This is a genomic window from Lysinibacillus alkalisoli (assembly GCF_014643595.1).
Lineage (GTDB): Bacteria > Bacillota > Bacilli > Bacillales_A > Planococcaceae > Metalysinibacillus > Metalysinibacillus alkalisoli.
The window spans coordinates 1-24,034 of the sequence record NZ_BMJT01000008.1 but is presented as its reverse complement, the minus strand read 5'-3'; the positions used below and the strand labels follow the sequence as shown (position 1 = coordinate 24,034).

The 24,034-nt window shown below is 36.2% G+C and carries 24 protein-coding genes; 8 read left to right on the top strand and 16 right to left on the bottom strand.

Translation table 11 applies throughout. The annotated features are described in order from the left end of the window. Nucleotides 1-2: 2 nt before the first annotated feature. The 4 genes from IEW44_RS11960 to rpsF form a co-directional block, all read right to left on the bottom strand. Nucleotides 3-944, bottom strand: a complete 942-nt coding sequence (locus IEW44_RS11960; protein WP_188615287.1) for a YybS family protein — start codon at nt 942-944, stop codon at nt 3-5. A 114-nt stretch (nt 945-1,058) separates the two neighbouring features. After that, nucleotides 1,059-1,295 carry a 30S ribosomal protein S18 gene (rpsR, locus tag IEW44_RS11955; RefSeq protein ID WP_188615286.1) on the bottom strand — a complete coding sequence of 79 codons (237 nt, stop codon included), beginning with the start codon at nt 1,293-1,295 and terminating at the stop codon, nt 1,059-1,061. 29 nt (nt 1,296-1,324) lie between these two features. Further along, the gene (gene ssb / locus IEW44_RS11950; protein ID WP_188615285.1) at nt 1,325-1,864 is read right to left on the bottom strand and encodes a single-stranded DNA-binding protein; all 540 of its coding nucleotides are present in this window, start codon (nt 1,862-1,864) and stop codon (nt 1,325-1,327) included. A gap of 37 nt (nt 1,865-1,901) precedes the next feature. Beyond that, the gene (gene rpsF / locus IEW44_RS11945; RefSeq protein ID WP_188615284.1) at nt 1,902-2,192 is read right to left on the bottom strand and encodes a 30S ribosomal protein S6; all 291 of its coding nucleotides are present in this window, start codon (nt 2,190-2,192) and stop codon (nt 1,902-1,904) included. A gap of 139 nt (nt 2,193-2,331) precedes the next feature. Between rpsF and IEW44_RS11940 the strand changes: the two genes are divergently transcribed. After that, nucleotides 2,332-2,895, top strand: a complete 564-nt coding sequence (locus tag IEW44_RS11940) for a DUF3267 domain-containing protein (protein WP_188615283.1) — start codon at nt 2,332-2,334, stop codon at nt 2,893-2,895. 54 nt (nt 2,896-2,949) lie between these two features. Here the strand turns inward: IEW44_RS11940 and ychF are convergent, their stop codons facing one another. From ychF to rpmH, 12 genes are all read right to left on the bottom strand, one after another. Further along, complete coding sequence (ychF, locus tag IEW44_RS11935; protein ID WP_188615422.1) at nt 2,950-4,050, bottom strand: redox-regulated ATPase YchF; 1,101 nt, start codon at nt 4,048-4,050, stop codon at nt 2,950-2,952. Between the two features lie 80 nt (nt 4,051-4,130). Next, nucleotides 4,131-4,322, bottom strand: coding sequence for a DUF951 domain-containing protein (locus IEW44_RS11930; RefSeq protein WP_188615282.1), 192 nt, complete (start codon nt 4,320-4,322; stop codon nt 4,131-4,133). After that, nucleotides 4,322-5,206, bottom strand: coding sequence for a mechanosensitive ion channel family protein (locus IEW44_RS11925; RefSeq protein WP_188615281.1), 885 nt, complete (start codon nt 5,204-5,206; stop codon nt 4,322-4,324). The genes IEW44_RS11930 and IEW44_RS11925 overlap by 1 nt, the downstream gene beginning before the upstream one ends. A gap of 3 nt (nt 5,207-5,209) precedes the next feature. Then, nucleotides 5,210-6,037, bottom strand: a complete 828-nt coding sequence (locus IEW44_RS11920; protein ID WP_188615280.1) for a ParB/RepB/Spo0J family partition protein — start codon at nt 6,035-6,037, stop codon at nt 5,210-5,212. A gap of 109 nt (nt 6,038-6,146) precedes the next feature. After that, a complete protein-coding gene (gene noc / locus IEW44_RS11915; RefSeq protein WP_188615279.1) occupies nt 6,147-7,013 on the bottom strand; it encodes a nucleoid occlusion protein in 867 nt (288 codons plus the stop codon). 79 nt (nt 7,014-7,092) lie between these two features. Then, nucleotides 7,093-7,809, bottom strand: coding sequence for a 16S rRNA (guanine(527)-N(7))-methyltransferase RsmG (gene rsmG, locus IEW44_RS11910; RefSeq protein ID WP_188615278.1), 717 nt, complete (start codon nt 7,807-7,809; stop codon nt 7,093-7,095). 58 nt (nt 7,810-7,867) lie between these two features. Further along, on the bottom strand, nt 7,868-9,766 hold the full coding sequence (mnmG, locus tag IEW44_RS11905) for a tRNA uridine-5-carboxymethylaminomethyl(34) synthesis enzyme MnmG (RefSeq protein ID WP_188615277.1): 1,899 nt from the start codon (nt 9,764-9,766) through the stop codon (nt 7,868-7,870). A 27-nt stretch (nt 9,767-9,793) separates the two neighbouring features. Further along, nucleotides 9,794-11,179 (bottom strand): tRNA uridine-5-carboxymethylaminomethyl(34) synthesis GTPase MnmE, encoded by a 1,386-nt coding sequence (gene mnmE, locus IEW44_RS11900; RefSeq protein ID WP_188615276.1) that lies wholly within the window; start codon nt 11,177-11,179, stop codon nt 9,794-9,796. Nucleotides 11,180-11,357: 178 nt separating this feature from the next. Next, the gene (gene jag / locus IEW44_RS11895; protein WP_188615275.1) at nt 11,358-12,071 is read right to left on the bottom strand and encodes an RNA-binding cell elongation regulator Jag/EloR; all 714 of its coding nucleotides are present in this window, start codon (nt 12,069-12,071) and stop codon (nt 11,358-11,360) included. A gap of 19 nt (nt 12,072-12,090) precedes the next feature. Then, the gene (gene yidC, locus IEW44_RS11890; RefSeq protein WP_229704232.1) at nt 12,091-12,843 is read right to left on the bottom strand and encodes a membrane protein insertase YidC; all 753 of its coding nucleotides are present in this window, start codon (nt 12,841-12,843) and stop codon (nt 12,091-12,093) included. A 102-nt stretch (nt 12,844-12,945) separates the two neighbouring features. Then, entirely contained in the window at nt 12,946-13,305 is a 360-nt protein-coding gene (gene rnpA / locus IEW44_RS11885; protein ID WP_188615274.1) for a ribonuclease P protein component, read from the bottom strand. A 72-nt stretch (nt 13,306-13,377) separates the two neighbouring features. Then, complete coding sequence (gene rpmH / locus IEW44_RS11880; RefSeq protein WP_188615273.1) at nt 13,378-13,512, bottom strand: 50S ribosomal protein L34; 135 nt, start codon at nt 13,510-13,512, stop codon at nt 13,378-13,380. 561 nt (nt 13,513-14,073) lie between these two features. Between rpmH and dnaA the strand changes: the two genes are divergently transcribed. From dnaA to IEW44_RS11845, 7 genes are all read left to right on the top strand, one after another. Then, entirely contained in the window at nt 14,074-15,417 is a 1,344-nt protein-coding gene (gene dnaA / locus IEW44_RS11875) for a chromosomal replication initiator protein DnaA (RefSeq protein WP_188615272.1), read from the top strand. Nucleotides 15,418-15,585: 168 nt separating this feature from the next. After that, complete coding sequence (gene dnaN / locus IEW44_RS11870) at nt 15,586-16,719, top strand: DNA polymerase III subunit beta (RefSeq protein ID WP_188615271.1); 1,134 nt, start codon at nt 15,586-15,588, stop codon at nt 16,717-16,719. Nucleotides 16,720-16,856: 137 nt separating this feature from the next. After that, nucleotides 16,857-17,078 carry a S4 domain-containing protein YaaA gene (gene yaaA, locus IEW44_RS11865; RefSeq protein ID WP_188615270.1) on the top strand — a complete coding sequence of 74 codons (222 nt, stop codon included), beginning with the start codon at nt 16,857-16,859 and terminating at the stop codon, nt 17,076-17,078. 3 nt (nt 17,079-17,081) lie between these two features. Then, nucleotides 17,082-18,191 (top strand): DNA replication/repair protein RecF, encoded by a 1,110-nt coding sequence (gene recF / locus IEW44_RS11860; RefSeq protein ID WP_188615269.1) that lies wholly within the window; start codon nt 17,082-17,084, stop codon nt 18,189-18,191. 29 nt (nt 18,192-18,220) lie between these two features. Then, nucleotides 18,221-20,149, top strand: a complete 1,929-nt coding sequence (gene gyrB, locus IEW44_RS11855; protein WP_188615268.1) for a DNA topoisomerase (ATP-hydrolyzing) subunit B — start codon at nt 18,221-18,223, stop codon at nt 20,147-20,149. Nucleotides 20,150-20,169: 20 nt separating this feature from the next. After that, nucleotides 20,170-22,635: a DNA gyrase subunit A gene (gene gyrA, locus IEW44_RS11850; protein ID WP_188615267.1), complete on the top strand. Its 2,466-nt coding sequence runs from the start codon at nt 20,170-20,172 to the stop codon at nt 22,633-22,635. A gap of 106 nt (nt 22,636-22,741) precedes the next feature. After that, nucleotides 22,742-23,830 carry an HD-GYP domain-containing protein gene (locus IEW44_RS11845; protein WP_188615266.1) on the top strand — a complete coding sequence of 363 codons (1,089 nt, stop codon included), beginning with the start codon at nt 22,742-22,744 and terminating at the stop codon, nt 23,828-23,830. Nucleotides 23,831-24,034: the final 204 nt, after the last annotated feature.

The window sequence follows — 24,034 nt, the reverse complement described above, 5'->3', positions numbered from 1 at the left end:
TCCTATTTTTTCGTATTACTTGTAATATACCCGCGAATATTGAAACCTAAATCTAGTATTCCTAATAAAACAAGTAATGGCAAGAACGGTAGTAAAATAACAAATATTAAGACTCCAACATATTTCGAAATGTTTTTTGCTGCTAAAATATATTGAATAAACGATAAGGCCTGTAAAATAAATAAGGCATTTAAAATCAAATCAATATTAGATACAAAAAGATCTAAACTAGAACCCGCTTCTGGTGTACTAAATAATTTAACAGCTAGTACAGGTAAATAAGCAAATAACACAAACCTAGGTAAACGAAAATCTTTAAATGGCGGAAACTTTGGTACGTCCACGCCTAACTTCTTTAAGAGTGATAAACAAACTGTAGTCATCACAAACGCTATCAAAAATGTAGAAATAATCACCATCATTGGCATTAGTGTTTCAAAGGTTTGCATCGTTTTGTCTAACATTTCAGGGGTTATCGCTTCTTGACCAGCACTTTTCATAAAAATTTCATTCATCTGTTCATATTGCTTACGGGTTGCGCTTAATAGCTCTTTAACTACATTTAAGTTAAATAGCCAGATGGATACCGCATACATGGCAATCGTAGATACGAAGATAATAATACCTGTAGTCACAAAAATCGCAAAACGGCTATATTTTTGTGCAATAAAATCACCCATAAATAACCCAATCAATGCCATAGATAATACTAGGGGAATCGCAAATATCGTACCTAATAAAACGCCTAATAACATACTAACAACAGCTACAAAAATCGCTGATCTTCGGTCAAATTTTGTGCGATACCATGCAATAGGTAAAGGCACTAAAAATAGCGTGATGACCGATACAACCGGTAGAAATAAAGTCATTAAAACGAGTATAACGAATAACACAGCACTCATTGCGCCATAAGCTAACACTCTACTTTGATTATTTTGCATCGCTAACCTTCCTTTTTTAAATCAAACTCACTAGCTTATTGTACCATTTCTATATGTATTTAAACAAAACTACAAAAAAAGAGCCACTCATTTCTGAGTGACTCTTTATTGATATTATTTTTCTTCTGCAACGAATGGTAGTAAAGCCATAATACGTGACATTTTAATAGCAGATGTCAATTTACGTTGGTATTTAGCTGAAGTACCTGTTACGCGACGTGGTAAAATTTTACCGCGCTCAGAGATGAATTTTTTTAATAAATCTACATCTTTGTAGTCGATGTGCGTAATGTTATTCGAAGTGAAGTAGCAAACCTTACGGCGTTTGCGGCCTCCGCGACGTGGTGCCATAGTTGATATCCTCCCTTACAATAGTTTAATTAGAATGGTAAGTCGTCATCTGACATGTCGACTGAACCTTGAGGTGCATTCCCTTGAGAAGGTGCACTGAACGGATCATCGTTCATATTTGTATAATTTTGCTGATTCATAGGTTGATTCTGATAAGATTGTTGTGGCTGTGCATTAAATTGATTAGATTGTCCACCGTAATTTTGCTGTTGTGATGGTTGGTTAAAGTTCCCGCCACCACCAGTCGCATTACGTGGTTCCAAAAATTGAATGTTATCAGCTACAATGTCAGTTGTGTAAACACGTTTGCCATCTTTATCATCATAACTACCTGTTTGGATACGCCCTTGCACACCAACTAAACTTCCTTTACGCATAAAGTTAGCTAAGTTTTCGGCTTGTTTGCGCCATGCCACGCAGTTAATAAAGTCAGCCTCTCTGTCACCTTGTTGATTAGAAAACGTTCGGTTCACAGCTACTGTAAAACGCGCAACAGCTACGCCACCTTGCGTATAACGTAATTCTGGATCCTTTGTTAATCGTCCGACAAGTACAACATTATTAATCATCAGTAGTCGCCCTCCCTTTCAGCATTATTGGTCAATATTATTTATCGTCTTCGCGTACTGCGATATGACGAATGATATCTTCGCTAATGTTAGCTAAACGTGTGTATTCGCTGATTGCTTCTGTAGGAGCGTTTACTTTAACGATTTGGTAGTAACCTTCGCGGAAATCATTGATTTCATAAGCTAAGCGACGTTTGCCCCAGTCTTTTGACTCGACAACTTCTGCGCCGTTTGCTTTAAGCATTTCGTTAAAACGTTCTACTAAAGCTTTTTTCGCTTCATCCTCAATGTTTGGACGTACGATGTACATTAATTCGTATTTTCTCATCTTCTAGACACCTCCTTATGGACTTAGGCTCAATGATTACATTGAGCAAGGAGCAAGCAATATTAATATTACTCACATCAAACAATTTTAACACATATGATACACTTAAACAAGTGACATAAAAGTGAAGGAGAACTTGATGAAAAATATACATGTTGTGGAACTAAATCTTTCTCATGTGATGAAAACCAGTCTTATTATTACTGTAGTTACCTTTTTATTATGTACTTTTCTTTTTATTATACTAACGCCAACAGCGATTCATTTATCTGGCCTTACTATCTTACTTTCCCTACTGCTCATTACCTTGTTATACTTTATTTTTATTGTTATACATGAAGCATGTCATCTTATCGGCTTTATGGTTTTTGGTAGGGCACCACTGTCCTCACTAAAATGGGGTATCGATTTTAAAAAAGGTATTGCCTATGCTACTACTAGCCATACCTTAACAAACCGTGCCATGAAGCGAGCATTATTACTCCCCTTTTGGCTAACAGGGGTGTTGCCATGTTTTATCGGTTTTTATATGGATTCTTATATATTAATTGTTGTGGGGGTATTATTAATCGGAGGAGCTGCTGGCGATTTTGCTATGTATCAAGCATTACGCAAATTCCCTCCACACGTCATTGTGAAAGATGGTCCACAAGCACCTAAATTATACATTGAACTTGATGAAACTACGTTTAGTACAAAATAAAAAAGTGGCAAAGGGAAATAATATTTCCCTTTGCCACTTTTTATAGCTTACTTTTTAAACATTAAAACGGAATAACATCACATCGCCGTCTTGTACGACATACTCTTTACCTTCTAAACGCACTTTACCTGCCTCTTTTGCTGCTGGCATTGAGCCTAATTCAACTAGGTCATCATAGGCTACTGTCTCTGCACGGATAAATCCTCTTTCAAAATCAGTGTGGATAACACCTGCACATTGTGGTGCTTTCATCCCTTTGCGGAAAGTCCATGCGCGTACTTCTTGCACACCTGCTGTGAAATATGTTGCTAAGCCTAATAAATCATAGGCTGCCCGAATCAATTGGTCTAAACCTGATTCTTGAATACCTAACTCCTCTAGGAACATAGCCTTCTCATCGTCATCTAATTCCGAAATTTCTTCTTCAATACGAGCACAAATTGTAATAACTTGTGCGCCTTCCGCTTCTGCATATGTACGAACTTGTTGCACATATTTATTTTGGTCAGCTTCAGCCACTTCATCTTCTGAAACATTAGCTACATATAGCATTGGTTTAATTGTTAATAAGTGAAGCCCTTTTACAACTTTAAGCTCGTCTTCTGTTAATTCAACAGAACGCGCAGGCTTTTCATTTTCTAGCGCTTCTTTAATCTTGCGTAAAATTGGCTCTTCTCCTAGCGCTTCTTTATCTTTTTGACGCGCCATTTTTTCCACACGTTGATAACGTTTTTCCACAGACTCTAAGTCTGCTAAAATCAGCTCTAAATTAATGACTTCGATATCATCAATAGGATTAACAGAGCCTGAAACATGCGTAATATTCTCATCTTCAAAACAACGTACAACCTGACAAATCGCATCAACTTCACGAATATGAGCTAAAAATTTGTTCCCTAAGCCCTCGCCTTTAGAAGCTCCTTTTACAATGCCTGCGATATCTGTAAATTCAAAAGCTGTTGGCACTGTCTTTTTTGGTTCAACTAATTCTGTTAATTTATCTAAACGTGCATCTGGAACTTCTACAATCCCAACATTCGGGTCAATTGTTGCGAATGGGTAGTTTGCTGCAAGTGCTCCCGCTTTTGTAATTGCATTAAATAATGTAGATTTCCCCACATTTGGCAAACCTACGATTCCTGCTGTTAATGCCATGAAAGACACAACCTTCCTCATTTTCTAGTCTATTAATTCTGTCTTATTATAGTGATTAACTGCTTAAAAGTCTAATCGACTTATACTGTACTTGAAATCACTTTTTTCATTTTCTTTTCAAATTCTCGTCTAGGTATCATTACACTATGCTGACAACCTTCACATTTAATGCGAATATCAGCACCCATACGAATAATTTTCCAAGCATTTGTGCCACAAGGATGTGGCTTCTTCATTTCGACAACATCATTTAAGTGAAATACTTTTTCCATTACGCTTCTCCTTTTCTTTTTAACAGCAAATCTTGATCGTAAATTACCATATTCGGATATGGTAAAGGGATGTGATTTTGCTCAAATAATTCAACTAAATCTTGACGAATCATACGTGCAACGCCGTAATGCTGCAAGGGCAATGTTTCTGCTGTAACACGCAAAGTGATTTCGCCACCCACTACATTTTGTACGCCTAAAAAAGCAGGATTGCCTACAATATTTTCATTCTTACTTGGCAATGTTTCTAAATAATCGGTAATAATTTTTTCTACACGTTGTAAATCAGCAGAGGCAATGACATTAAAGTCAATATACGCAACGGAATTGGACAAGGAATAATTGACGACTTCTGCAATTAAACCATTTGGAATAATATGCGTTTCACCATACAATCCCTTTATTTTTGTAGTACGTAAGCCAATTTCTAATACCGTACCTTCTTGACCATTCACTTGTACATAATCGCCTACACCAAACTGATCTTCAAAAATAATAAAGAACCCCGTAATAACGTCTTTAACAAGACTCTGTGCACCAAAACCAATAGCTAAACCTGCAATCCCCGCTCCTGCTAATAAACCGGATATATTTAATCCAATCTCAGATAATATCGCAATAAGTGCTGAGAAATAAACAACATAGGAGATTACACTCTGTAACAAGCGTTCAATCGTTCTTTGGCGACGTTCTGACTGTTGTAAAGGAATATTAACACGTAGCCGAAAAGCCTTTTGAATAATAAAATGCCCTATTTTTACAATAACCCATGAAGCAATAATAATTAAAATAATTTTCATACTGCTTTCTAATACGCCATCCCAAAAAGTTTCAGAGGTGACTTGGTCAAGAAATTTCTTTTTGAATGCTTCAAAAAACTTCATACATTACTCCTTTCTCATTAACAGCGCGACTAACTCGTGCAACTCATCATCCGAATAAAAATCAATGGTCAAACTGCCCTTTTCTTTTTTTCTTTGTAAAACAATTTTTGTGCCTAATTGTTCTCTCAATTGATTTTCTAAATCCTTCAAGTACACGTCACTTACAACAGGCTTCACACCTTGATGATATTTTTGTACAATTTGTTCCATTTGGCGTACACTCAACTGACGTTCCACAGCTATTTTTGCAAACTCCTCAATTTTTACGGCAGATTTAATGCTAGCTAATGCGCGACCATGCCCCATCGTCAATAAGCCATCATCAATTTGTTGTCGTACTTGTAATGGTAACTTTAATAAGCGTAAATGATTCGCAATATGAGGTCTACTTTTACCTACGCGTTCTGCAATTTGCTCTTGTGTCAAATGTAAGTGACGCATTAATAATTCGTAAGCCTGAGCCTCTTCAATAGGTGTTAAGTTTTCACGCTGCAAATTTTCAAGCAAAGCAAGCTCCATCATCTCAGCTTCTGAAAACTCTTTTATAATGACAGGTACTTCTGTCAAACCAGCCTGTTGTGCTGCACGGAATCTACGCTCCCCTGCCAAAATCTCATAACGCTTTCCTTTTTTTCGAACAATAATAGGCTGCAAAATACCATATGTTTCAATCGATTGCGCCAATTCACGTAAAGCGATGTCATCAAACTGTTTTCGTGGTTGGAATGGATTAGGTAATAATAAACGACAATTTATCATAGTTAACTCTTCTCTTGACGCTACTTGTTTGTCATTGAAAAAGGCATTTGCCCCTGTTGTTAGTTTGTCCATTGCATCACCTCCGCAGTCTCTTTATTTTAGCAAATTTAAGAATAACACGAATATAAAAAGCCGATAAAGTCACATTGCGACCTTATCGACTTGCCAAAGAGCAATGCTCTTACTTCTTCTTTTTAGGTATTTTAACCGTGATTTGATAGTATTCCTCTGTATCTTCTTCTTCGGTTTTTACAGTAATTCCGCTATCTTGAACCATCGTTAATGATTGTTTAATCGTATTTAATGCAATCCTAACATCTCGGCTCACTGCCTTGCGTCGCGGTTTCTTCTTTACAACCTTGGGTTCTTCACCACTGTGTAACAAGGTTTGAATATGTTCTTCTAATTGGCGAACATTCCAGCCATTTTCTTTAATTTGCCCTAACAGTACCACTTGCAATGTTTCATCTTTAGCTGTAATAAGCGCTCTTGCATGCCGTTCAGTAATCTCACGTTGTAAAATAGCATCTTGTACAGTTTGAGGTAATTTTAATAAGCGTAATTTATTAGCTACTGTCGATTGTCCTTTACCCAAACGTTGCGCTAATGCCTCCTGTGTTAGACCATGTAACTCTAGCAATTGTTGATAAGCAAGCGCCTCTTCAATTGCTGTTAATTCTTCACGTTGTAAGTTTTCAATTAAGGCTACAGATGCTGTTTCTTTATCATTCATATCTCTAACAATGGCAGGCACTTCTGCCCATGCGAGTTTTTTCATAGCTCTATAACGACGCTCACCAGCAATAATTTCATATCGTTCATTTTCCATACGGCGCACAACAATAGGTTGAATAATACCGTGTGTTTGAATTGTTCTTGCTAATTCTTCGATCTTTTCATCATCAAAAATTGTACGCGGTTGGAAGCGATTTGGCACAATACTATCAATGGCGATATGTAAAACCTTTTCTGCTTCATTCACCGCTTCTTCACTTTTTGTTGGCTCTTCTTTACCGCCTCCAAAAAAACGTGAAAATGGACTCTTCATCCAAATGGCACCACCTTTAAGAAGCTATCTGTCTTCCCTTATTATTTCGGATTCCTTAACAAATGTACATACTTAAGATTTATTGGATTGGTGTTTTATTAGGTGTTCCTGGTTTACGTGGGTATTTCTTCGGTGTTTGTTTTATTTTATCAAAGATATACAATGTTCGTTCACTATTTTCTGTTGGTAACTCAAATTCGTATGCTTGTTTTAGTTCTACACCAAGTACATGTATTGCCTTCTTTGCATCTTGTAATTCTTCTGCTCCTGCTGCAGCTTTTAAAGCCACAAATTGCCCTTTTGGTTTAACTAATGGCACACAAAGCTCTGTTAATACACTTAAGCGTGCTACTGCTCTAGCGGTTACTACATCAAAACTTTCTCGATACGTATTATTTTGACCAAACTCTTCTGCTCGCGCATGTACAAATTGTGTATTTGTTAACGCCAAAGACTCACTTAAATGCTCTAAAAAGGTAATGCGTTTATTTAAAGAGTCCACAATTGTAATGTGTAAATGTGGATAACAAATTTTAATTGGAATACTTGGAAAACCAGCTCCAGCTCCTACATCACAAACAGTTGTCACTTTTGTAAAATCAAAATAAAAAGCCGTGCTGATTGAATCATAAAAATGCTTTAAATAAACACCCTCTAAATCGGTAATCGCTGTTAAATTCATTTTCTCATTCCACTCAACAAGCAATTGCAAATACGTACGAAATTGTTGGATTTGGTTATCTGTTAAATCAATTCCTTTATCGCGAAGCGCTATAATAAATTGTTGTTCGTTCATACCTTTACTCCTTTAATAAAATAGAAGGCGAGCTTAATGGCTCGCCCTATTTATGCACTCATGCTTGAATGCGTGCAATTTTACCTTGTTCTAAATAGACTAATAAAATAGAGATATCAGCAGGATTTACACCGCCTATGCGTGAAGCTTGTGCCAATGTTAGTGGCTGCACTTCTTTCAAGTGTTGTCTTGCTTCTGTAGCTAAACCTGAAATGGCATCATAATCAATATTTTCAGGAATTTTCTTACCTTCCATTTTGCGCAATTTCTCCACTTGATGTAATGCCTTTTCGATATAACCTTCATACTTTAATTGAATTTCAATTTGCTCTTTAACTTCTTCTGAATAGGATTCAGGTGCTTGTTCAGTCATTAGCGCTGCCACCACATCATAGTGCATTTCTGGACGTTTTAATAAGTCAGCCGCCCAAATGCCATCTTTTAATATTGTACCACCTGCTGTTGTGATTGCATCTTGTGTCTTTTGATTAGGTTTAATAATTGTGTGACGTAAACGTTCAATTTCCGCTTCAACTTGGCGTTTCTTCTCTTTAAATGCTGCATAACGCTCTGTGGATAATAAACCTACTTGATAACCGATCTCTGTTAAGCGCATATCGGCATTATCATGACGTAATAATAAACGATACTCTGCTCGCGATGTTAATAAGCGGTATGGTTCACTTGTTCCTTTTGTCACTAAATCATCAATTAACACACCAATATATGCTTCAGAGCGACTTAAAATAACTTCCTCACGATTAAAAATACTTGCCGCTGCATTAATACCAGCCATTAAACCTTGAGCAGCCGCTTCTTCGTAACCTGACGTCCCATTGATTTGACCTGCTGTATATAAACTTTTAATCTTTTTCGTTTCTAATGTTGGCCATAATTGCGTGGATACGATAGCATCATACTCAATCGCATAGCCAGCCCTCATCATCTCTGCCTTTTCTAACCCAGGGACAGAGGCAATTAAACGATGTTGCACATGTTCAGGTAAACTTGTGGATAACCCTTGTACATAAACTTCTCTCGTATTGCGGCCCTCAGGCTCCAAAAAGATTTGATGACGTGGTTTATCATTAAAGCGCACAATTTTATCTTCAATCGATGGACAGTAACGAGGTCCCTTACCTTTAATCATACCCGAATACATAGGCGATAAATGTAAATTCTCTTCAATAATTTCATGTGTTTCTGCACTAGTGTATGTTAACCAACAAGGTAATTGATCCATAATAAAGTCTGTTGTTTCAAAACTGAATGCTCGTGGTACATCGTCACCTGGTTGGATCTCTGTTTTACTATAATCAATCGTGCGATTATTCACTCGGGGTGGTGTACCTGTTTTAAAACGCACCATATCAAAACCTAAATCTTTAATGCTATCTGCCAATTTGATTGATGGCTGTTGATTATTCGGCCCACTTGAATACTTAATATCGCCAATAATAATTTCACCACGTAAAAATGTACCTGTTGTCACAATTACTTTTTTGGCACGGTAAATGGCACCAATTTGCGTAATAACACCTTGCACTTCTTCGTCTTCTACAATTAATTCTTCTACCATTGCTTGATGGATTTTTAAATTCTCTTGTTCTTCTAATATACGTTTTACTTCTTGTTGATATAACACTTTATCTGCCTGAGCACGCAATGCTCTTACAGCTGGACCTTTGCCTGTGTTTAACATACGCATTTGGATATGTGTTTTATCAATAACTTTCGCCATTAGACCGCCCATAGCATCAATTTCACGTACGACAATTCCTTTAGCTGGGCCCCCTATAGAAGGGTTACATGGCATAAATGCAATCATATCTAAGTTAATCGTTAACATTAATGTATTAGCACCCATTTTTGCTGCTGCATAAGCCGCTTCTGCACCTGCATGACCCGCACCTATAACAATGACATCAAACGTGCCTGCCTCGAATTTTGTTGGCATGCTCGTATCTTCCTCTCTGTATTAAGATTATTTCCCTAAACAAAACTGTGAAAACAACTGATTAATTAAACTTTCCTCTACTGTATCTCCAATAATCTCGCCAAGAATTTCCCATGTTCTCGTTACATCAATTTGTATCATGTCAACTGGAACACCTGAATTCGCTGCAAATAATGCATCTTCAATAGTCGCTTTAGCTTGATGTAATAACGCAATATGACGTGCGTTTGAGACGTACGTCATATCGCCTGCTTCTACTTGTCCTTCAAAAAATAAAGACGCAATAGCTTCCTCTAAATCTATCACACCTTGCTCTTCTAATAACGACGTGGCCACGATACGTTGCCCTAATGCTAACTCTTCTACTGTTTGTTTATTTAGTTGCTGTGGTAAATCGGTTTTATTAATGACCACAATATAATTCATATTTTGAATCGTCTCAAACAACAAACGGTCTTCATTTGTTAATGGCTCTGCACCATTCAATACAAATAAAATAAGGTCTGCCTCTTTTAACACTTGTCTTGATCGCTCAACACCAATACGCTCTACAATGTCTTCTGTTTCACGAATACCTGCTGTATCTACTAAGCGCAAGGGGACACCACGTACATTTACATACTCCTCAATAATATCTCGTGTTGTACCTGCAATATCTGTAACTATTGCCTTATTTTCTTGTACTAAACTATTGAGTAAAGATGATTTACCCACATTAGGGCGACCAATAATAACTGTGGATAAACCTTCTCTTAAAATTTTACCCTGTGAAGAAGTTTGTAGCAATTTTTCAATTTCATCTTTTACCCAACCACATTTTTCAAGCAACACAGGTATTGTCATCTCTTCCACATCATCATACTCAGGGTAGTCAATATTAACCTCAACTTGAGCTAACGTCTCAAGTAATGCTTGCCTTAAATTTTGAATTAGCCGTGACAATTTACCATCCATTTGATTTAATGCTACATTCATTGCACGATCTGTCTTTGCTCGAATTAAATCCATCACTGCTTCAGCTTGCGATAAATCTATACGGCCATTTAAAAATGCTCGTTTCGTAAATTCACCTGGTTCTGCTAATCTTGCACCATTTTTCAACACTAGTTGCAACACACGATTAACAGATGTCAAACCACCGTGACAATTAATTTCGACTACATCTTCACGTGTAAATGTTTTAGGCGCCTTCATTAAAGACAGCATAACCTCTTCCACCACTTCATCCGTTGTTGGCTCAATTAAATGCCCGTAATGAATGGTATGAGTAGGTTGTTCCATTAACGTTTTATGATTTGGTGATTGAAATACCTTATTGGCAATTGCTATAGCTTCATCACCACTTAAACGCACAATAGCAATTGCTCCTTCTCCCATTGGTGTGGAGATTGCTGCAATTGTATCAAAGTCCATTTTTATTCCTCCCATCAAGTTATCCACATGTGAGTAACTTTTTCCGCACATCACTATCTAGCATAAAAGAATAGCATAATTTCTTTGAAAGCTAAAGTTTCGCTATTGTATTTTTTATGCACAAAAAAACAGGTGGAAGCGACATAAACATCTTCCACCTGTTTAAGTAATTCATACTTTATTGTACTTTTTCAACAACAAGATAACGATTTGGCTCTCTACCTTCAGAGTGTGTTTCAACATCAATGCGATGTGCTAAAACATTATGCATAATTTTACGTTCATAAGATGGCATAGCTTCAAACGAATGACGATCTCCTGTTACTGTAACGCGATCTGCAATACGATTCGCTAATGCTTCTAACGCTAATTTACGCTTCTCTCGATAGTCTCCAACATTAATATGCGCTACCTTAAATTGTTTTACTTCTTGATTTAACATTAATTGAGCTAATTGTTGTAATGCATTTAATGTTTGCCCTCTCTTACCAATTAATAGGGCTGCCTTAGAGCTCTCTAGTTGAAAATACACTTGTTTTCCGTCTTCTGTCACCGAAATATCAACATCTGACACACCCATCTCTGCCGCAATACTTTTTATGTATTGAATAGTGGCTTTGAACGTTGGTTTTTCATCCGCTACTGGTAAAGTTGTTTGTGTATCCATTTGGTTGCTTTCACTTAGTTCGGGAATCGTGACTTCTTTAACATCCACTTGTTGTTCTTTAATCGTTACAATAATTTCTGCTGGGCGTGTACCAAACCCTAAAAATCCTTTTTTACCTTCTTGCACAATTTCAATATCTACTTGATCACGGGCAACGCCAAGCTTTTGTAACGCTAATGAGATCGCTTCTTCTGTAGTAGCGCCTATTTGCGTAATCTGTTTCACTTACCTCGCTCCTAACAAATTAATTGTTCTCTTTGATCCAAGGTTTATAAATAAATAGGTTTTGTACAAATGTAAATAAGTTACCAATAACCCAATATAATGACAATGCTGCTGGTAGTACCGCACCGAATCCCATAATCATAAATGGCATAATATACATCATCATTTTCATTTGAGGATTCATGTTATTCATAGCTGGACCAGTTCGTAATACAACAAACTGAATAAGACCTGCTGTTACAGCTAAAATAATACTTGGTTCTGCTAATGGGAACATAAAGAAATTCCCTAGTTCATATACATCTGGTGTAGCATTCATACGACTAATGGCATGATAGAAACCAATCAGAATTGGCATCTGTACAAGAATTGGCAAACAACCCGCTAATGGGTTCACACCTGATTCAGACATCAACTTCATCATCTCTTGTTGATACTGTTGTTGTGTTTGCATATCTTTAGAAGCATATTTCTCTTTTAATGCTTGCATTTGAGGCTGCACTTCTTGCATTTTTTTCGAACTTTTCGTTTGTTTAATCATTAGTGGTAAAATCACTAATCGAATAATGATTGTTACAATGATAATACCCCAAGCGTAAGAACCTAATAAATCAGCAAAATATTTAATTACTGATACAAGAGGCCAAACGATGAATTTATTCCAAAATCCATCACTCTCTGCTGAGATGGGTTGATTAAATTCTGTACAACCTGATAACAGAATTGTAGCAGAAATTAGCGTCAACATAATCCAAAGATGTTTCTTCTTCAAACCGCTTCCTCCTACATTCACTCTATTCAATTTTATAGTGTTCGAGCATATTCTACCATGTCTTATAGCAAGTACTCCACTATCTATAATGCTTTATAATGATTAATTTTCATTTTTTGATGCTGGAGGCAATGCTTTCGCAATACGCAAAACGTGGGTTAAGCTTTTTTTAGTTTCATGAAAATCTAATGTGGCCGCCGGATTTCTGGCGATAATAACATAGTCCATATGCGTTTTTAAATCATTACTAAAAGCTATCATACTATGTCGTATATAACGTTTAATTTGATTGCGCTTTACTGCATTTCCAAGCTTTTTGCTAACAGATAATCCGATCCGAAATGTGTCGTTTTCTTGACGCGGCATCATATAGACAACAAATTGACGATTAGCGAAAGACTTCCCCTTTTTAAAAACTAATTGAAAATCCTCATTCTTTTTAATTCGTTGTTTTTTATTCACAAATTTCACCTACATATATGATCACGCTTTTATTTTATCGAAAAAAAAGACCACTGATGTGGCTCAGTGGACTTATGCTGATAATACTTTTCTTCCTTTACGACGACGAGCTGCAAGAACTTTGCGACCGTTTTTTGAACTCATGCGTGCGCGGAAGCCATGTACACGGCTATGCTTACGTGTTTTTGGTTGGTAAGTACGTTTCATTTATAACACCTCCTATTTTCAGAAGTTAATTTCCTACATACAGACCTATGCATTATATAAAATTTTCTACGGTTTTGTCAAATGGTTATCTAAAATACATAAACCCTACTGCTTATAAGGTGGTGGCTATTTCTTTATGAAAAGATAAAAATAATACATCCTATGAGGCATCATTTTAACCTCACGCTTTATCCCCAAATTTATATTACTGTCTTGTGAATAAAAAAATCTTTTTATTCTTTTCTATTTTTTATTCACAACTTTTCCTCATAGTTTTTCACATATCAAAGGGGTGTGGATAACTTTATTCACAGCAACATCTCTATCTGTTAATAACTATAAAATTGTATTGCTATTATTCTATTTTGTTGTTACGATTAATGTGTTTTACTCTGTGGATAATTTTATTCGCTAAAAGTTATACACAGATAGATTGTACCTGTGTATAACTTTATCCACATGGTATGGATAATATTTATCCACAGGTTGTGTGATTGTGTATAAATAGAAAAAATGCTACAATTTTATTCTATATTTTTTTGCGCAAAGGAGATTGTAAAATTGGAGAACTTAGCACAGTTTTGGGATAGTGTCCTTGCTCAAATTGAACAAAAAATTGCTAAACCAAGTTTTGAAACTTGGTTAAAATCAACGAAGCCTTTAAATTTTGATGGTGCTCTAATTACGGTAGAGGCGCCCAATGAATTTGTTTGTGGATGGTTAGAAAATAACTATAAACAATTAATTATTGATGTTTTAAAAGACTTAACAACTAAAGATATTGCCATTCAATTCATTATTAAAGAAGATATTAGTCAGGATGAGACATTTGAGTTACCTCCTCCAATCACTGGGCAACAGAAAAAAATTGCTAATGATGTCCTGAGCATGTTGAATCCAAAATATACATTTGATACTTTCGTAATTGGCTCAGGTAATCGTTTTGCACATGCTGCTTCGCTAGCTGTTGCAGAGGCTCCTGCCAAGGCTTACAATCCTTTTTTCATTTATGGAGGGGTTGGGCTTGGTAAAACACATCTCATGCACGCTATCGGCCATTATGTTTCTGAGCATAATCCCAATGCTAAAGTAGTTTATTTATCTTCTGAAAAATTTATGAATGAGTTTATCAACTCCATCCGAGATAACAAAACAATTGAATTTAGAGATAGATATCGCAGTGTAGATGTACTTTTAATTGATGACATTCAATTTTTAGCTGGTAAAGAATCAACACAAGAGGAGTTTTTCCATACCTTTAATACACTGCATGAAGAAGCAAAACAAATCATCATATCAAGTGACAGGCCACCTAAGGAAATACCTACACTTGAAGATCGTTTGCGTTCAAGATTTGAGTGGGGATTAATAACAGACATTGCACCACCTGATTTGGAAACAAGAATTGCTATTTTACGTAAAAAGGCAACTGCGGATGGTCTAGCTATCCCTGATGAAGTAATTGTTTTTATTGCTAAAGAAATTGATTCTAACATTCGAGAACTTGAAGGGGCGTTAATTCGTGTAGTAGCTTATGCCTCTATGGCTAAAGAAGATATCACACCAGATTTAGCAAGCCGCGCGTTAAAAGATATTATTCCAAATGCGAAACAACGAAAAATTAGCATTATTGATATTAAACATGCCGTGGGAGAACAGTATGACGTACGTTTAGAAGATTTTTCAGCCAAGAAACGAACACAGTCTATTGCATTTCCAAGACAAATTGCTATGTATTTATCGCGCCAACTAACTGATTTTTCTCTTCCTAAAATTGGGGAGGAATTTGGGGGTAGAGACCATACTACTGTACTGCATGCTCATGAAAAAATATCAAAGTTATTAAAAACAGATGAACAATTGAAACAGGATGTTAAACAAATTAAAACGAGTCTTGGTAAATAAACATGTGGATAAATGACAAAGTTATACGCAACTTCTACACAAGTTGTACACAGGTGGATAACTGTGTTATCAATGTATAATTCGAGTTATCCACAAATCCACAGGGCCTACTACTATATTTACTTATATATTATTAATAATAACTATTTATTTAAGTGAGGTATAATTATGAAATTTATTATTGTAAGAGACCGATTATTAGATGCTTTAAATCATGTAATGAAAGCTGTAAGTGGCAAAACTACTATACCGATTTTAACGGGTATTAAAATTGATGTAACAAAAGATGGTGTAACGTTAACAGGTAGTGATACGGATATTACTATCCAAACCTTTATACCAGCTGAAGAAGATGCTAAGCAAAACGTCACAATTGTAGAAAGTGGCTCTATCGTATTACAAGCACGTATGTTTAATGAAATCGTGAGAAAGTTACCAACAAATGAGGTTGAAATTCAAGTGACGAATGAAGTTCAAACACATATCCGTTCTGGTAAATCTATTTTCCATTTAATTGCTTCAGATGCGAATGAATATCCACTACTACCAAATATTAATCAAGATGCTAGTTTCCCTATGCCTGCTGATTTATTAAAATCTATGATCCGTGAAACCGTATTTGCTGTAGCTGTAACAGAAAGTCGTCCAGTATTAACAGGTGTCAATTGGATAATTAAAGATCAATCACTCATTTGTGTGGCAACAGATAGTCATCGTTTAGCGAGACGCAAAGCTAAAATGGAGCAAGTGCAGGAAGATTATGATGTTGTAATACCTGGAAAAAGCTTAAATGAATTAAACAAAATTTTAGAGAATACAAACACACCTGTCGAAATTGTTATCACAGAACAACAAGTATTATTTAAAACAGATAATGTGTTATTTTTCTCACGTTTGTTAGAAGGAAATTATCCTGATACAGATCGTTTAATTCCTAATGAGTTCCAAACGACGATGAAAATAAACGGAAAAGAATTATTACAAGCTATCGATCGTGCTTCGTTACTAGCAAGAGGGAATAGTCATAACGTTGTTCGTTTAGAAACACTATCTGAAGAATCCATTGAAATCTCATCAAACTCACCTGAGATTGGCAAAGTGCAAGAAGAGATTAGCTTAGATTTATGTGAAGGTGAACAATTGAAAATTTCATTTAGTGCGAAATACATGATGGAGGCTTTAAAAGCGATTGGCGAGGATCATGTTATTGTACAATTTACTGGCGCCATGAGACCCTTTATTTTACGCTCACTAGAGGATGATACGATTTTACAATTAATTGTTCCAATTCGTACAAATTAATGTGTTTGAAAAAGAGTTGCTGTTATTGAGCAGCTCTTTTTTTTATAGAAATCATGTTCATTTTCTTAAGAGTACGTAGAAAAATTGAATTATGGTATGATAGTGTAATAAGAATTTGTTGGCTGGAGGCATAAAACGTGGAAGAAATCGTAATTCATGATGAATTTGTAACGTTAGGGCAACTTTTAAAGATGACGGATGCTATTAGTTCTGGAGGAATGGCAAAGTGGTTTTTACAAGAACATATTGTGTATGTGAATGGTGAAGAAGAAAATCGCAGAGGTAAGAAACTCTATCCAGATGATGTGATTAATATTCCGCAAATTGGTCGATTCAAAATCGTAGCGCAAGAGGCGTAACATATGTATATAGAAAAATTGCAATTAAAGAATTATCGCAATTATGAAGAATTAGACTTGGAATTTTCACCACATATTAACGTGTTTATTGGGGAGAATGCACAAGGTAAAACAAATGTTATGGAAGCCATTTATGTTTTAGCTATGGCGAAATCACATCGCACCTCCAACGATAAAGAATTGCTACGTTGGCAAAAAGATTATGCTAAAATAGAAGGTGTGATTAAAAAAAAATACGGTGACTTACCGATGCAATTAGTAATTGCTAAACAAGGCAAAAAGGGCAAGGTAAATCATCTTGCACAAAGTAAATTAAGCGAGTATATCGGGCAAATGAACGTAGTGATGTTTGCGCCAGAAGATTTAAATGTTGTGAAAGGCAGCCCGCAATTTAGACGACGTTTTATTGATATGGAAATCGGGCAAATTTCTCAAACGTATTTGTATGATTTAATGCAATTTTCGAAAATATTAAAACAACGTAATCAGTTTTTAAAACAGCATGTGCACAAACAAGTAGATGCTGTTATGCATGAAGTTTATACAGAGCAATACATTCAATCGGCTGCGCAAATTATACACAGGCGTTTTTTATTTATGGGCTTATTACAAAATTGGGCTGCGCAAATCCATCATGGTATTTCTAGAGGGCAAGAGCAACTAGTGATTAAATATAAAACCGCTAAAGGGTTAACATCGTCATCAACGATTGAAGAGATTAAGCAAGTTTTAACGGTTCGTTTAGATGAAGTATTTCAGCGAGAACGAGAGCGAGGGGTTACTTTAGTTGGTCCGCATCGAGACGATCTGCAGTTCTATGTGAATGATTATGATGTGCAGGTGTATGGTTCGCAAGGTCAACAGCGTACAACAGCACTGTCACTAAAGCTTGCTGAGATTGAATTGATTAAACAGGAAACTAAAGAACCTCCTATTTTATTATTAGACGATGTTCTTTCAGAATTAGACGATTATCGTCAATCCCATTTGTTAAATACAATTAAAAGTGAAGTTCAAACATTTGTTACTACAACAAGTATAGAAGGCATAGAACATGAAACGATAAGAGAGGCAAAGGTGTTTCATGTGAAACAAGGATGTATACAACAATAGATGTTCAAAATAAGGAGTAGGTGAATACGTTGGCTAATGAAGAAAAAGTGTTGCAAAATCAAGCATACGATGCGGATCAAATCCAAGTCTTAGAAGGCTTAGAAGCAGTTCGTAAACGACCAGGCATGTATATTGGTTCTACAAGTTCAAGAGGTCTCCATCATTTAGTGTGGGAAATTGTAGATAACAGTATTGATGAAGCATTGGCAGGTTTTTGTAATAATATTACAGTTACGATTGAAAAAGATAACTGGATTCGCGTTGAAGATGACGGACGAGGCATTCCTGTAAGTACGCAAGAGAAAATGGGTAAACCAGCTGTTGAAGTCATCATGACAGTCTTGCATGCGGGTGGTAAATTTGGCGGCGGCGGTTATAAAGTATCAGGTGGTTTACACGGTGTAGGGGCCTCAGTAGTAAATGCTTTATCAGCACATACAGAAGTACGTGTTATGCGTGATGGAGCAATACACGAGATTAAATTCGAACGAGGACTGACAACACAACCTTTAACCGTAGTTGGTGATATTGATAAAACAGGTACGATTACTCGCTTCAAAGCAGACCATACGATTTTTACTGAAACAACAGAGTATGAATTCAATATTTTAGCGCAACGTGTTCGTGAACTTGCTTATTTAAATCGTGGTATTTATTTAACGATTGCAGATGAACGAGAAGGGCAAGAGCAATCTATTACGTATCACTATGAAGGTGGTATTACTTCATATGTTGAGCATATTAATGAAAATAAAGAGCCTTTACATGACCCTATTGATATTCAAGGTGAAAAGGAAGGCATTACAATTGAAATAGCTATGCAATACAATGCAGGTTATGCTTCTACCATCTTATCTTTTGCGAATAATATTAATACGTATGAAGGCGGTACACATGAATCAGGTTTTAAAACGGCTTTAACACGTGTGATCAATGACTATGGACGGAAAAATAATCTGCTTAAAGAGGCAGATGCTAATTTAACAGGTGATGATGTGCGAGAAGGGCTAGTAGCCATTATTTCTATTAAGCATCCCGACCCACAGTTTGAAGGGCAAACGAAAACAAAATTAGGTAATTCAGAAGTAACACAAATTACAAGTTCATTGTTCGCAAGTGGTTTTGAAAGGTTCCTACTGGAAAATCCGAAAGTAGCTCGTCAAGTAATCGAAAAGGGATTATTAGCAGCGAGAGCACGTGTAGCGGCTAAAAAAGCCCGTGAAACGACAAGACGAAAATCTCCATTAGAAATTTCAAATTTACCTGGTAAATTAGCAGACTGCTCATCCACCAATCCAAGTGAATCAGAAATTTATATTGTAGAAGGTGATTCGGCTGGTGGTTCAGCTAAATCAGGGCGAGATCGTTTCTTCCAAGCGATTTTACCTTTACGAGGAAAGATTTTAAATGTGGAAAAAGCCCGTTTAGATCGCATCCTCTCTAATGCAGAAATTCGTGCAATGATCACGGCTTTTGGTACAGGTATTGGCGAAGAATTTAATTTGGAAAAAGCCCGTTATCATAAAATTGTCATTATGACAGATGCTGACGTTGATGGCGCCCATATTCGCACACTATTATTAACGTTTTTCTTCCGTTTCATGCGTCCTTTAATTGAAGCAGGTTATGTTTACATTGCACAGCCCCCACTATATCAAGTGAAGCAGGGGAAACACGTAGAATATTGTCACAGTGATGAGGAGTTAAAAGAAATTTTAGAAGGCTTATCACAAGTACCAAAACCCAATATTCAACGTTACAAAGGTTTAGGTGAAATGGATGCTGAGCAGTTATGGGAAACAACAATGGATCCTGAGAACCGAATTTTACTACAAGTACATTTAGACGATGCCATTGAAGCAAATGCAGCTTTTGAACGATTGATGGGTGAAGAAGTAGAGCCACGTCGTCAATTTATCGAAGAAAATGCGCTAAATGTGCAAGATCTAGATTTCTAAGAGAGGAGGTTACATAGCTAATGGAAAAGAAAAATGTTAAAGAAATTAATATTACAAAAGAGATAGAAACGTCATTTTTAAGTTATGCTATGAGCGTTATTGTTTCGCGTGCTTTGCCAGATGTACGTGATGGTTTAAAACCAGTGCATCGTCGAATTTTATTTGGTATGAATGAGTTGGGGAACACTTCTGATAAACCGCATAAAAAATCAGCTCGTATTGTTGGGGATGTAATGGGGAAATATCACCCTCATGGTGACTCATCTATTTATGACGCTATGGTACGTATGGCGCAAGATTTTAGTTATCGCTATATGTTAGTAGACGGTCATGGTAACTTTGGTTCTGTAGATGGTGATGGCGCAGCAGCTATGCGTTATACCGAATCACGAATGTCAAAAATTGCAATGGAAATGCTAAGAGATATTAATAAAGATACTATTGACTATACTGATAATTATGATGGTTTAGAGAAAGAGCCCGTTGTATTACCAAGTCGATACCCTAACTTAATTGTGAATGGTACATCTGGTATTGCGGTAGGGATGGCAACAAATATCCCACCCCATAATCTTAATGAAACAATCGATGCAGTTTTAGCTATTGCGGATAATCCATCCATTACAACAGAAGAGTTAATGGATATTATCCCGGGACCAGACTTCCCAACAGGTGGTTTGATTTTAGGGCGTAGCGGTATACGTAGAGCATATGAAACGGGTAGAGGTTCAATTATTACACGCGCCCGCGTGGAGATCGAACAAGCAAAGAATGGAAAAGAAACGATTTTAGTAACAGAGTTACCGTATCAAGTAAATAAAGCAAAGTTAATTGAAAAAATCGCTGAATTAGTACGAGATAAAAAAATTGACGGTATCACAAAGTTACAAGATGAGTCTAGTCGCCAAGGTATGCGTATTGTAATGGACGTACGCCGTGATGCTAATGCGAATGTAATTTTAAATAACTTATACAAGCAAACGGCAATGCAAACAAGTTTTGGTGTTAATATGTTGGCATTGGTTGATGGACAACCTAAAGTATTAGCTTTAAAAGAAGCGTTACAACATTATTTAGCACATCAACAACAAGTCATTCGACGTCGTACAGAATTTGAGCTTCGTAAAGCGCAAGATCGCGCCCATATTTTAGAAGGCTTACGTATTGCGCTAGACCATATTGATGACATTATTGCTATTATTCGCAGTTCACGAAATGGTGAGGAAGCGAAACCAAAACTAATGGAACGTTATGGTTTGAGTGAAAGACAATCACAAGCTATTTTAGATATGCGTCTTGTGCGTTTGAGTGGTTTAGAGCGTGAAAAAATCGAAAATGAGTATCAAGAGTTACAACTCTTAATACAAAGTTTACAAGAGATTTTAAGTGATGAAGCTCGTATTATCCAAATCATTCGTGAAGAGATGGTAGAAATAAAAGAGCGTTTTGGTGATGCAAGACGTTCAGATATAACTTCTGGTGGCGCATTTATGATTGAAGATGAGGACTTAATCCCACAAGAGGACTCTGTCATCACGCTTACGCATAATGGTTATATTAAACGTTTAGCCGCAAATACGTATCGCAGTCAGAGACGTGGTGGTAGAGGTGTTCAAGGTATGGGCACAAATGAAGATGACTTTGTGGAGCATTTACTCTTTACTTCTACCCACGATACTATTTTATTCTTTACAACCAAAGGTAAAGTATATCGTGCTAAAGGATATGAAATTCCAGAATACGGACGTACCGCCAAAGGTTTACCTATTGTAAATCTACTTAACTTAGAAAAAGAAGAAAGTGTCACAGCTATGATTCGAGTGAGTTCATTTGATGAGGATGCTTATTTTATTTTCACTACACGTCTAGGTGTGACAAAACGAACAGAGGTTTCCCACTTTGCTAACATCCGTACAAATGGTCTAATTGCGATTACATTACGTGAAGATGATGAATTAATGGCTGTACGATTAACAGATGGTACTAAACAAATCATTATTGGCACGCGTCAAGGCATGTTAATTCGTTTTGAAGAAACGGATATTAGAGCTATGGGTAGAACCGCCTCAGGTGTAAGAGGAATTCGTCTCCGTGAAGATGATTGTGTTGTAGGTATGGAGATTGTTGAGCCTAACCAAGAGATCTTGGTAGTCAGTGAGAATGGCTATGGTAAGCGCACCTCTGAAGAAGAATACCGCTTACAAACACGCGGTGGTGTAGGTATTAAAACATTGCAAATTACAGACAAAAATGGCCCACTTGTCGCTGTGCGTACTGTTACTGGTGAAGAAGATATTATGTTAATTACAGTTGAAGGTATGTTAATTCGTATGGCAACTGAAGATATTTCCAGTATCGGGCGTAATACACAAGGTGTTCGACTCATTCGTTTAGCTGATGAAGAATATGTAGCAACAGTCGCCAAAGTTAAACGTGAAGAAGAATTAGAAGAAATAGAAGATGATTCTGAAGAAGCTGAGTCATAAAATGGTGCATGAGAGAATAGCGTTTATATGCTATTCTCTTTTCCATTCAAAACCTAAAATCATGGTAAAATAAATAAAATTAGTTAAAGAAAAGGATGATGTCCAAATGGAGACCATGCATTTACCAATTGAACAATTACGTGTAGGCGAACTAATTGCAGAAGATATTTTTGCCAACACTAAATTCCCTATTGTGACAAAAGAAACGACATTAACTTATGAACATTTGCATATTTTTGAAGTATTTAATATTAAAGCAGTTCATGTCTTACGAGAAAGTGAAGAGACAAATGAAGTTGACTCGGCACCTTACATCGATCATGCTGTAACGGAGTCAGTGAAAACAGAGGTTGTATTTAAAAAATTATATGATGAAACCATCCATCAATTTAAAAAAGAATTTAAAAGTTGGGAAGCAGGAGCGAATATCAATATTTCAAAAATTAGGGGTATGATGCTTCCGATAATAGAGTTAGCCTTAAATGATAAAACAATTATATTAAATTTAAATGAATATTCTACAGCGAAAGACTATTTATACCATCATTGTATTGCTACAGGATTAATTACGGCTGTTTTGGCACAAAAATTAGGTTATGATCGTGGTGACACTATACAACTAGCTATTGGTGGTACGTTAGCTGATTGTGGGATGTCAAAAGTATCTTCTACTATTAGAAATAAAAAAGGCGCATTAACAGAAAATGAGTTTAATGAAGTTCGTAAGCATCCGATTTATACATATAAAATGATTAAAGATATACCTGTTCTAAAACCTACAATTAAAGCGGCTGTGTTTCAACATCATGAGCGTTTGAATGGCACAGGGTATCCTTCACAAGATAGGGCAGATAAAATATCAAAAGAATCACAAATTATAGCAATAGCAGATGTATTCCATGCAATGACGAGCGAGCGTATGTATCGTGCTAAAGAACCTTCATTTAAAGTTATTGAAAAAATTAAAGAAGAAGAGTTTGGCAAATTTGATATTACTATTATTGAAGCGCTGTTATCTGTTGTTTCTGATTTAACTATAGGTAGTAAGGTTGTTTTATCTAATCTAGAAAGAGGAGAAGTTTTATATGTACAGCCTAATGCACCTACTAGACCGTTAATTAAATTACAGAAGAATGGCGAGATTATTGATTTACAAAAGTATAGACAAATACATATCAAAAAAATAATTCGATAAACTATTGACAATGTTGTCAGCATCTAGTATCATAATGGGAGTCGCTTAGGAAATATGAAAAAGCGTTCTTAAAAAGATTGATAAAAAGATGTTGACAATATAATAGTAACCATGTTATTATATAGAAGTTGTCGCAAACAACACCATGACCTTTGAAAACTGAACAAGCAAAACGTTAATCAATAAAACGTTTCATGAAAATGA

Bases quoted from the DNA above. Each gene is read 5' to 3' on its own strand.
- IEW44_RS11960 (WP_188615287.1), bottom strand. From the start codon at position 944: ATGCAAAATAATCAAAGTAGAGTGTTAGCTTATGGCGCAATGAGTGCT.
- rpsR (WP_188615286.1), bottom strand. From the start codon at position 1,295: ATGGCACCACGTCGCGGAGGCCGCAAACGCCGTAAGGTTTGCTACTTC.
- ssb (WP_188615285.1), bottom strand. From the start codon at position 1,864: ATGATTAATAATGTTGTACTTGTCGGACGATTAACAAAGGATCCAGAA.
- rpsF (WP_188615284.1), bottom strand. From the start codon at position 2,192: ATGAGAAAATACGAATTAATGTACATCGTACGTCCAAACATTGAGGAT.
- IEW44_RS11940 (WP_188615283.1), top strand. From the start codon at position 2,332: ATGAAAAATATACATGTTGTGGAACTAAATCTTTCTCATGTGATGAAA.
- ychF (WP_188615422.1), bottom strand. From the start codon at position 4,050: ATGGCATTAACAGCAGGAATCGTAGGTTTGCCAAATGTGGGGAAATCT.
- IEW44_RS11930 (WP_188615282.1), bottom strand. From the start codon at position 4,322: ATGGAAAAAGTATTTCACTTAAATGATGTTGTCGAAATGAAGAAGCCA.
- IEW44_RS11925 (WP_188615281.1), bottom strand. From the start codon at position 5,206: ATGAAGTTTTTTGAAGCATTCAAAAAGAAATTTCTTGACCAAGTCACC.
- IEW44_RS11920 (WP_188615280.1), bottom strand. From the start codon at position 6,037: ATGGACAAACTAACAACAGGGGCAAATGCCTTTTTCAATGACAAACAA.
- noc (WP_188615279.1), bottom strand. From the start codon at position 7,013: ATGAAGAGTCCATTTTCACGTTTTTTTGGAGGCGGTAAAGAAGAGCCA.
- rsmG (WP_188615278.1), bottom strand. From the start codon at position 7,809: ATGAACGAACAACAATTTATTATAGCGCTTCGCGATAAAGGAATTGAT.
- mnmG (WP_188615277.1), bottom strand. From the start codon at position 9,766: ATGCCAACAAAATTCGAGGCAGGCACGTTTGATGTCATTGTTATAGGT.
- mnmE (WP_188615276.1), bottom strand. From the start codon at position 11,179: ATGGACTTTGATACAATTGCAGCAATCTCCACACCAATGGGAGAAGGA.
- rpmH (WP_188615273.1), bottom strand. From the start codon at position 13,512: ATGAAACGTACTTACCAACCAAAAACACGTAAGCATAGCCGTGTACAT.
- dnaN (WP_188615271.1), top strand. From the start codon at position 15,586: ATGAAATTTATTATTGTAAGAGACCGATTATTAGATGCTTTAAATCAT.
- recF (WP_188615269.1), top strand. From the start codon at position 17,082: ATGTATATAGAAAAATTGCAATTAAAGAATTATCGCAATTATGAAGAA.
- gyrA (WP_188615267.1), top strand. From the start codon at position 20,170: ATGGAAAAGAAAAATGTTAAAGAAATTAATATTACAAAAGAGATAGAA.
- IEW44_RS11845 (WP_188615266.1), top strand. From the start codon at position 22,742: ATGGAGACCATGCATTTACCAATTGAACAATTACGTGTAGGCGAACTA.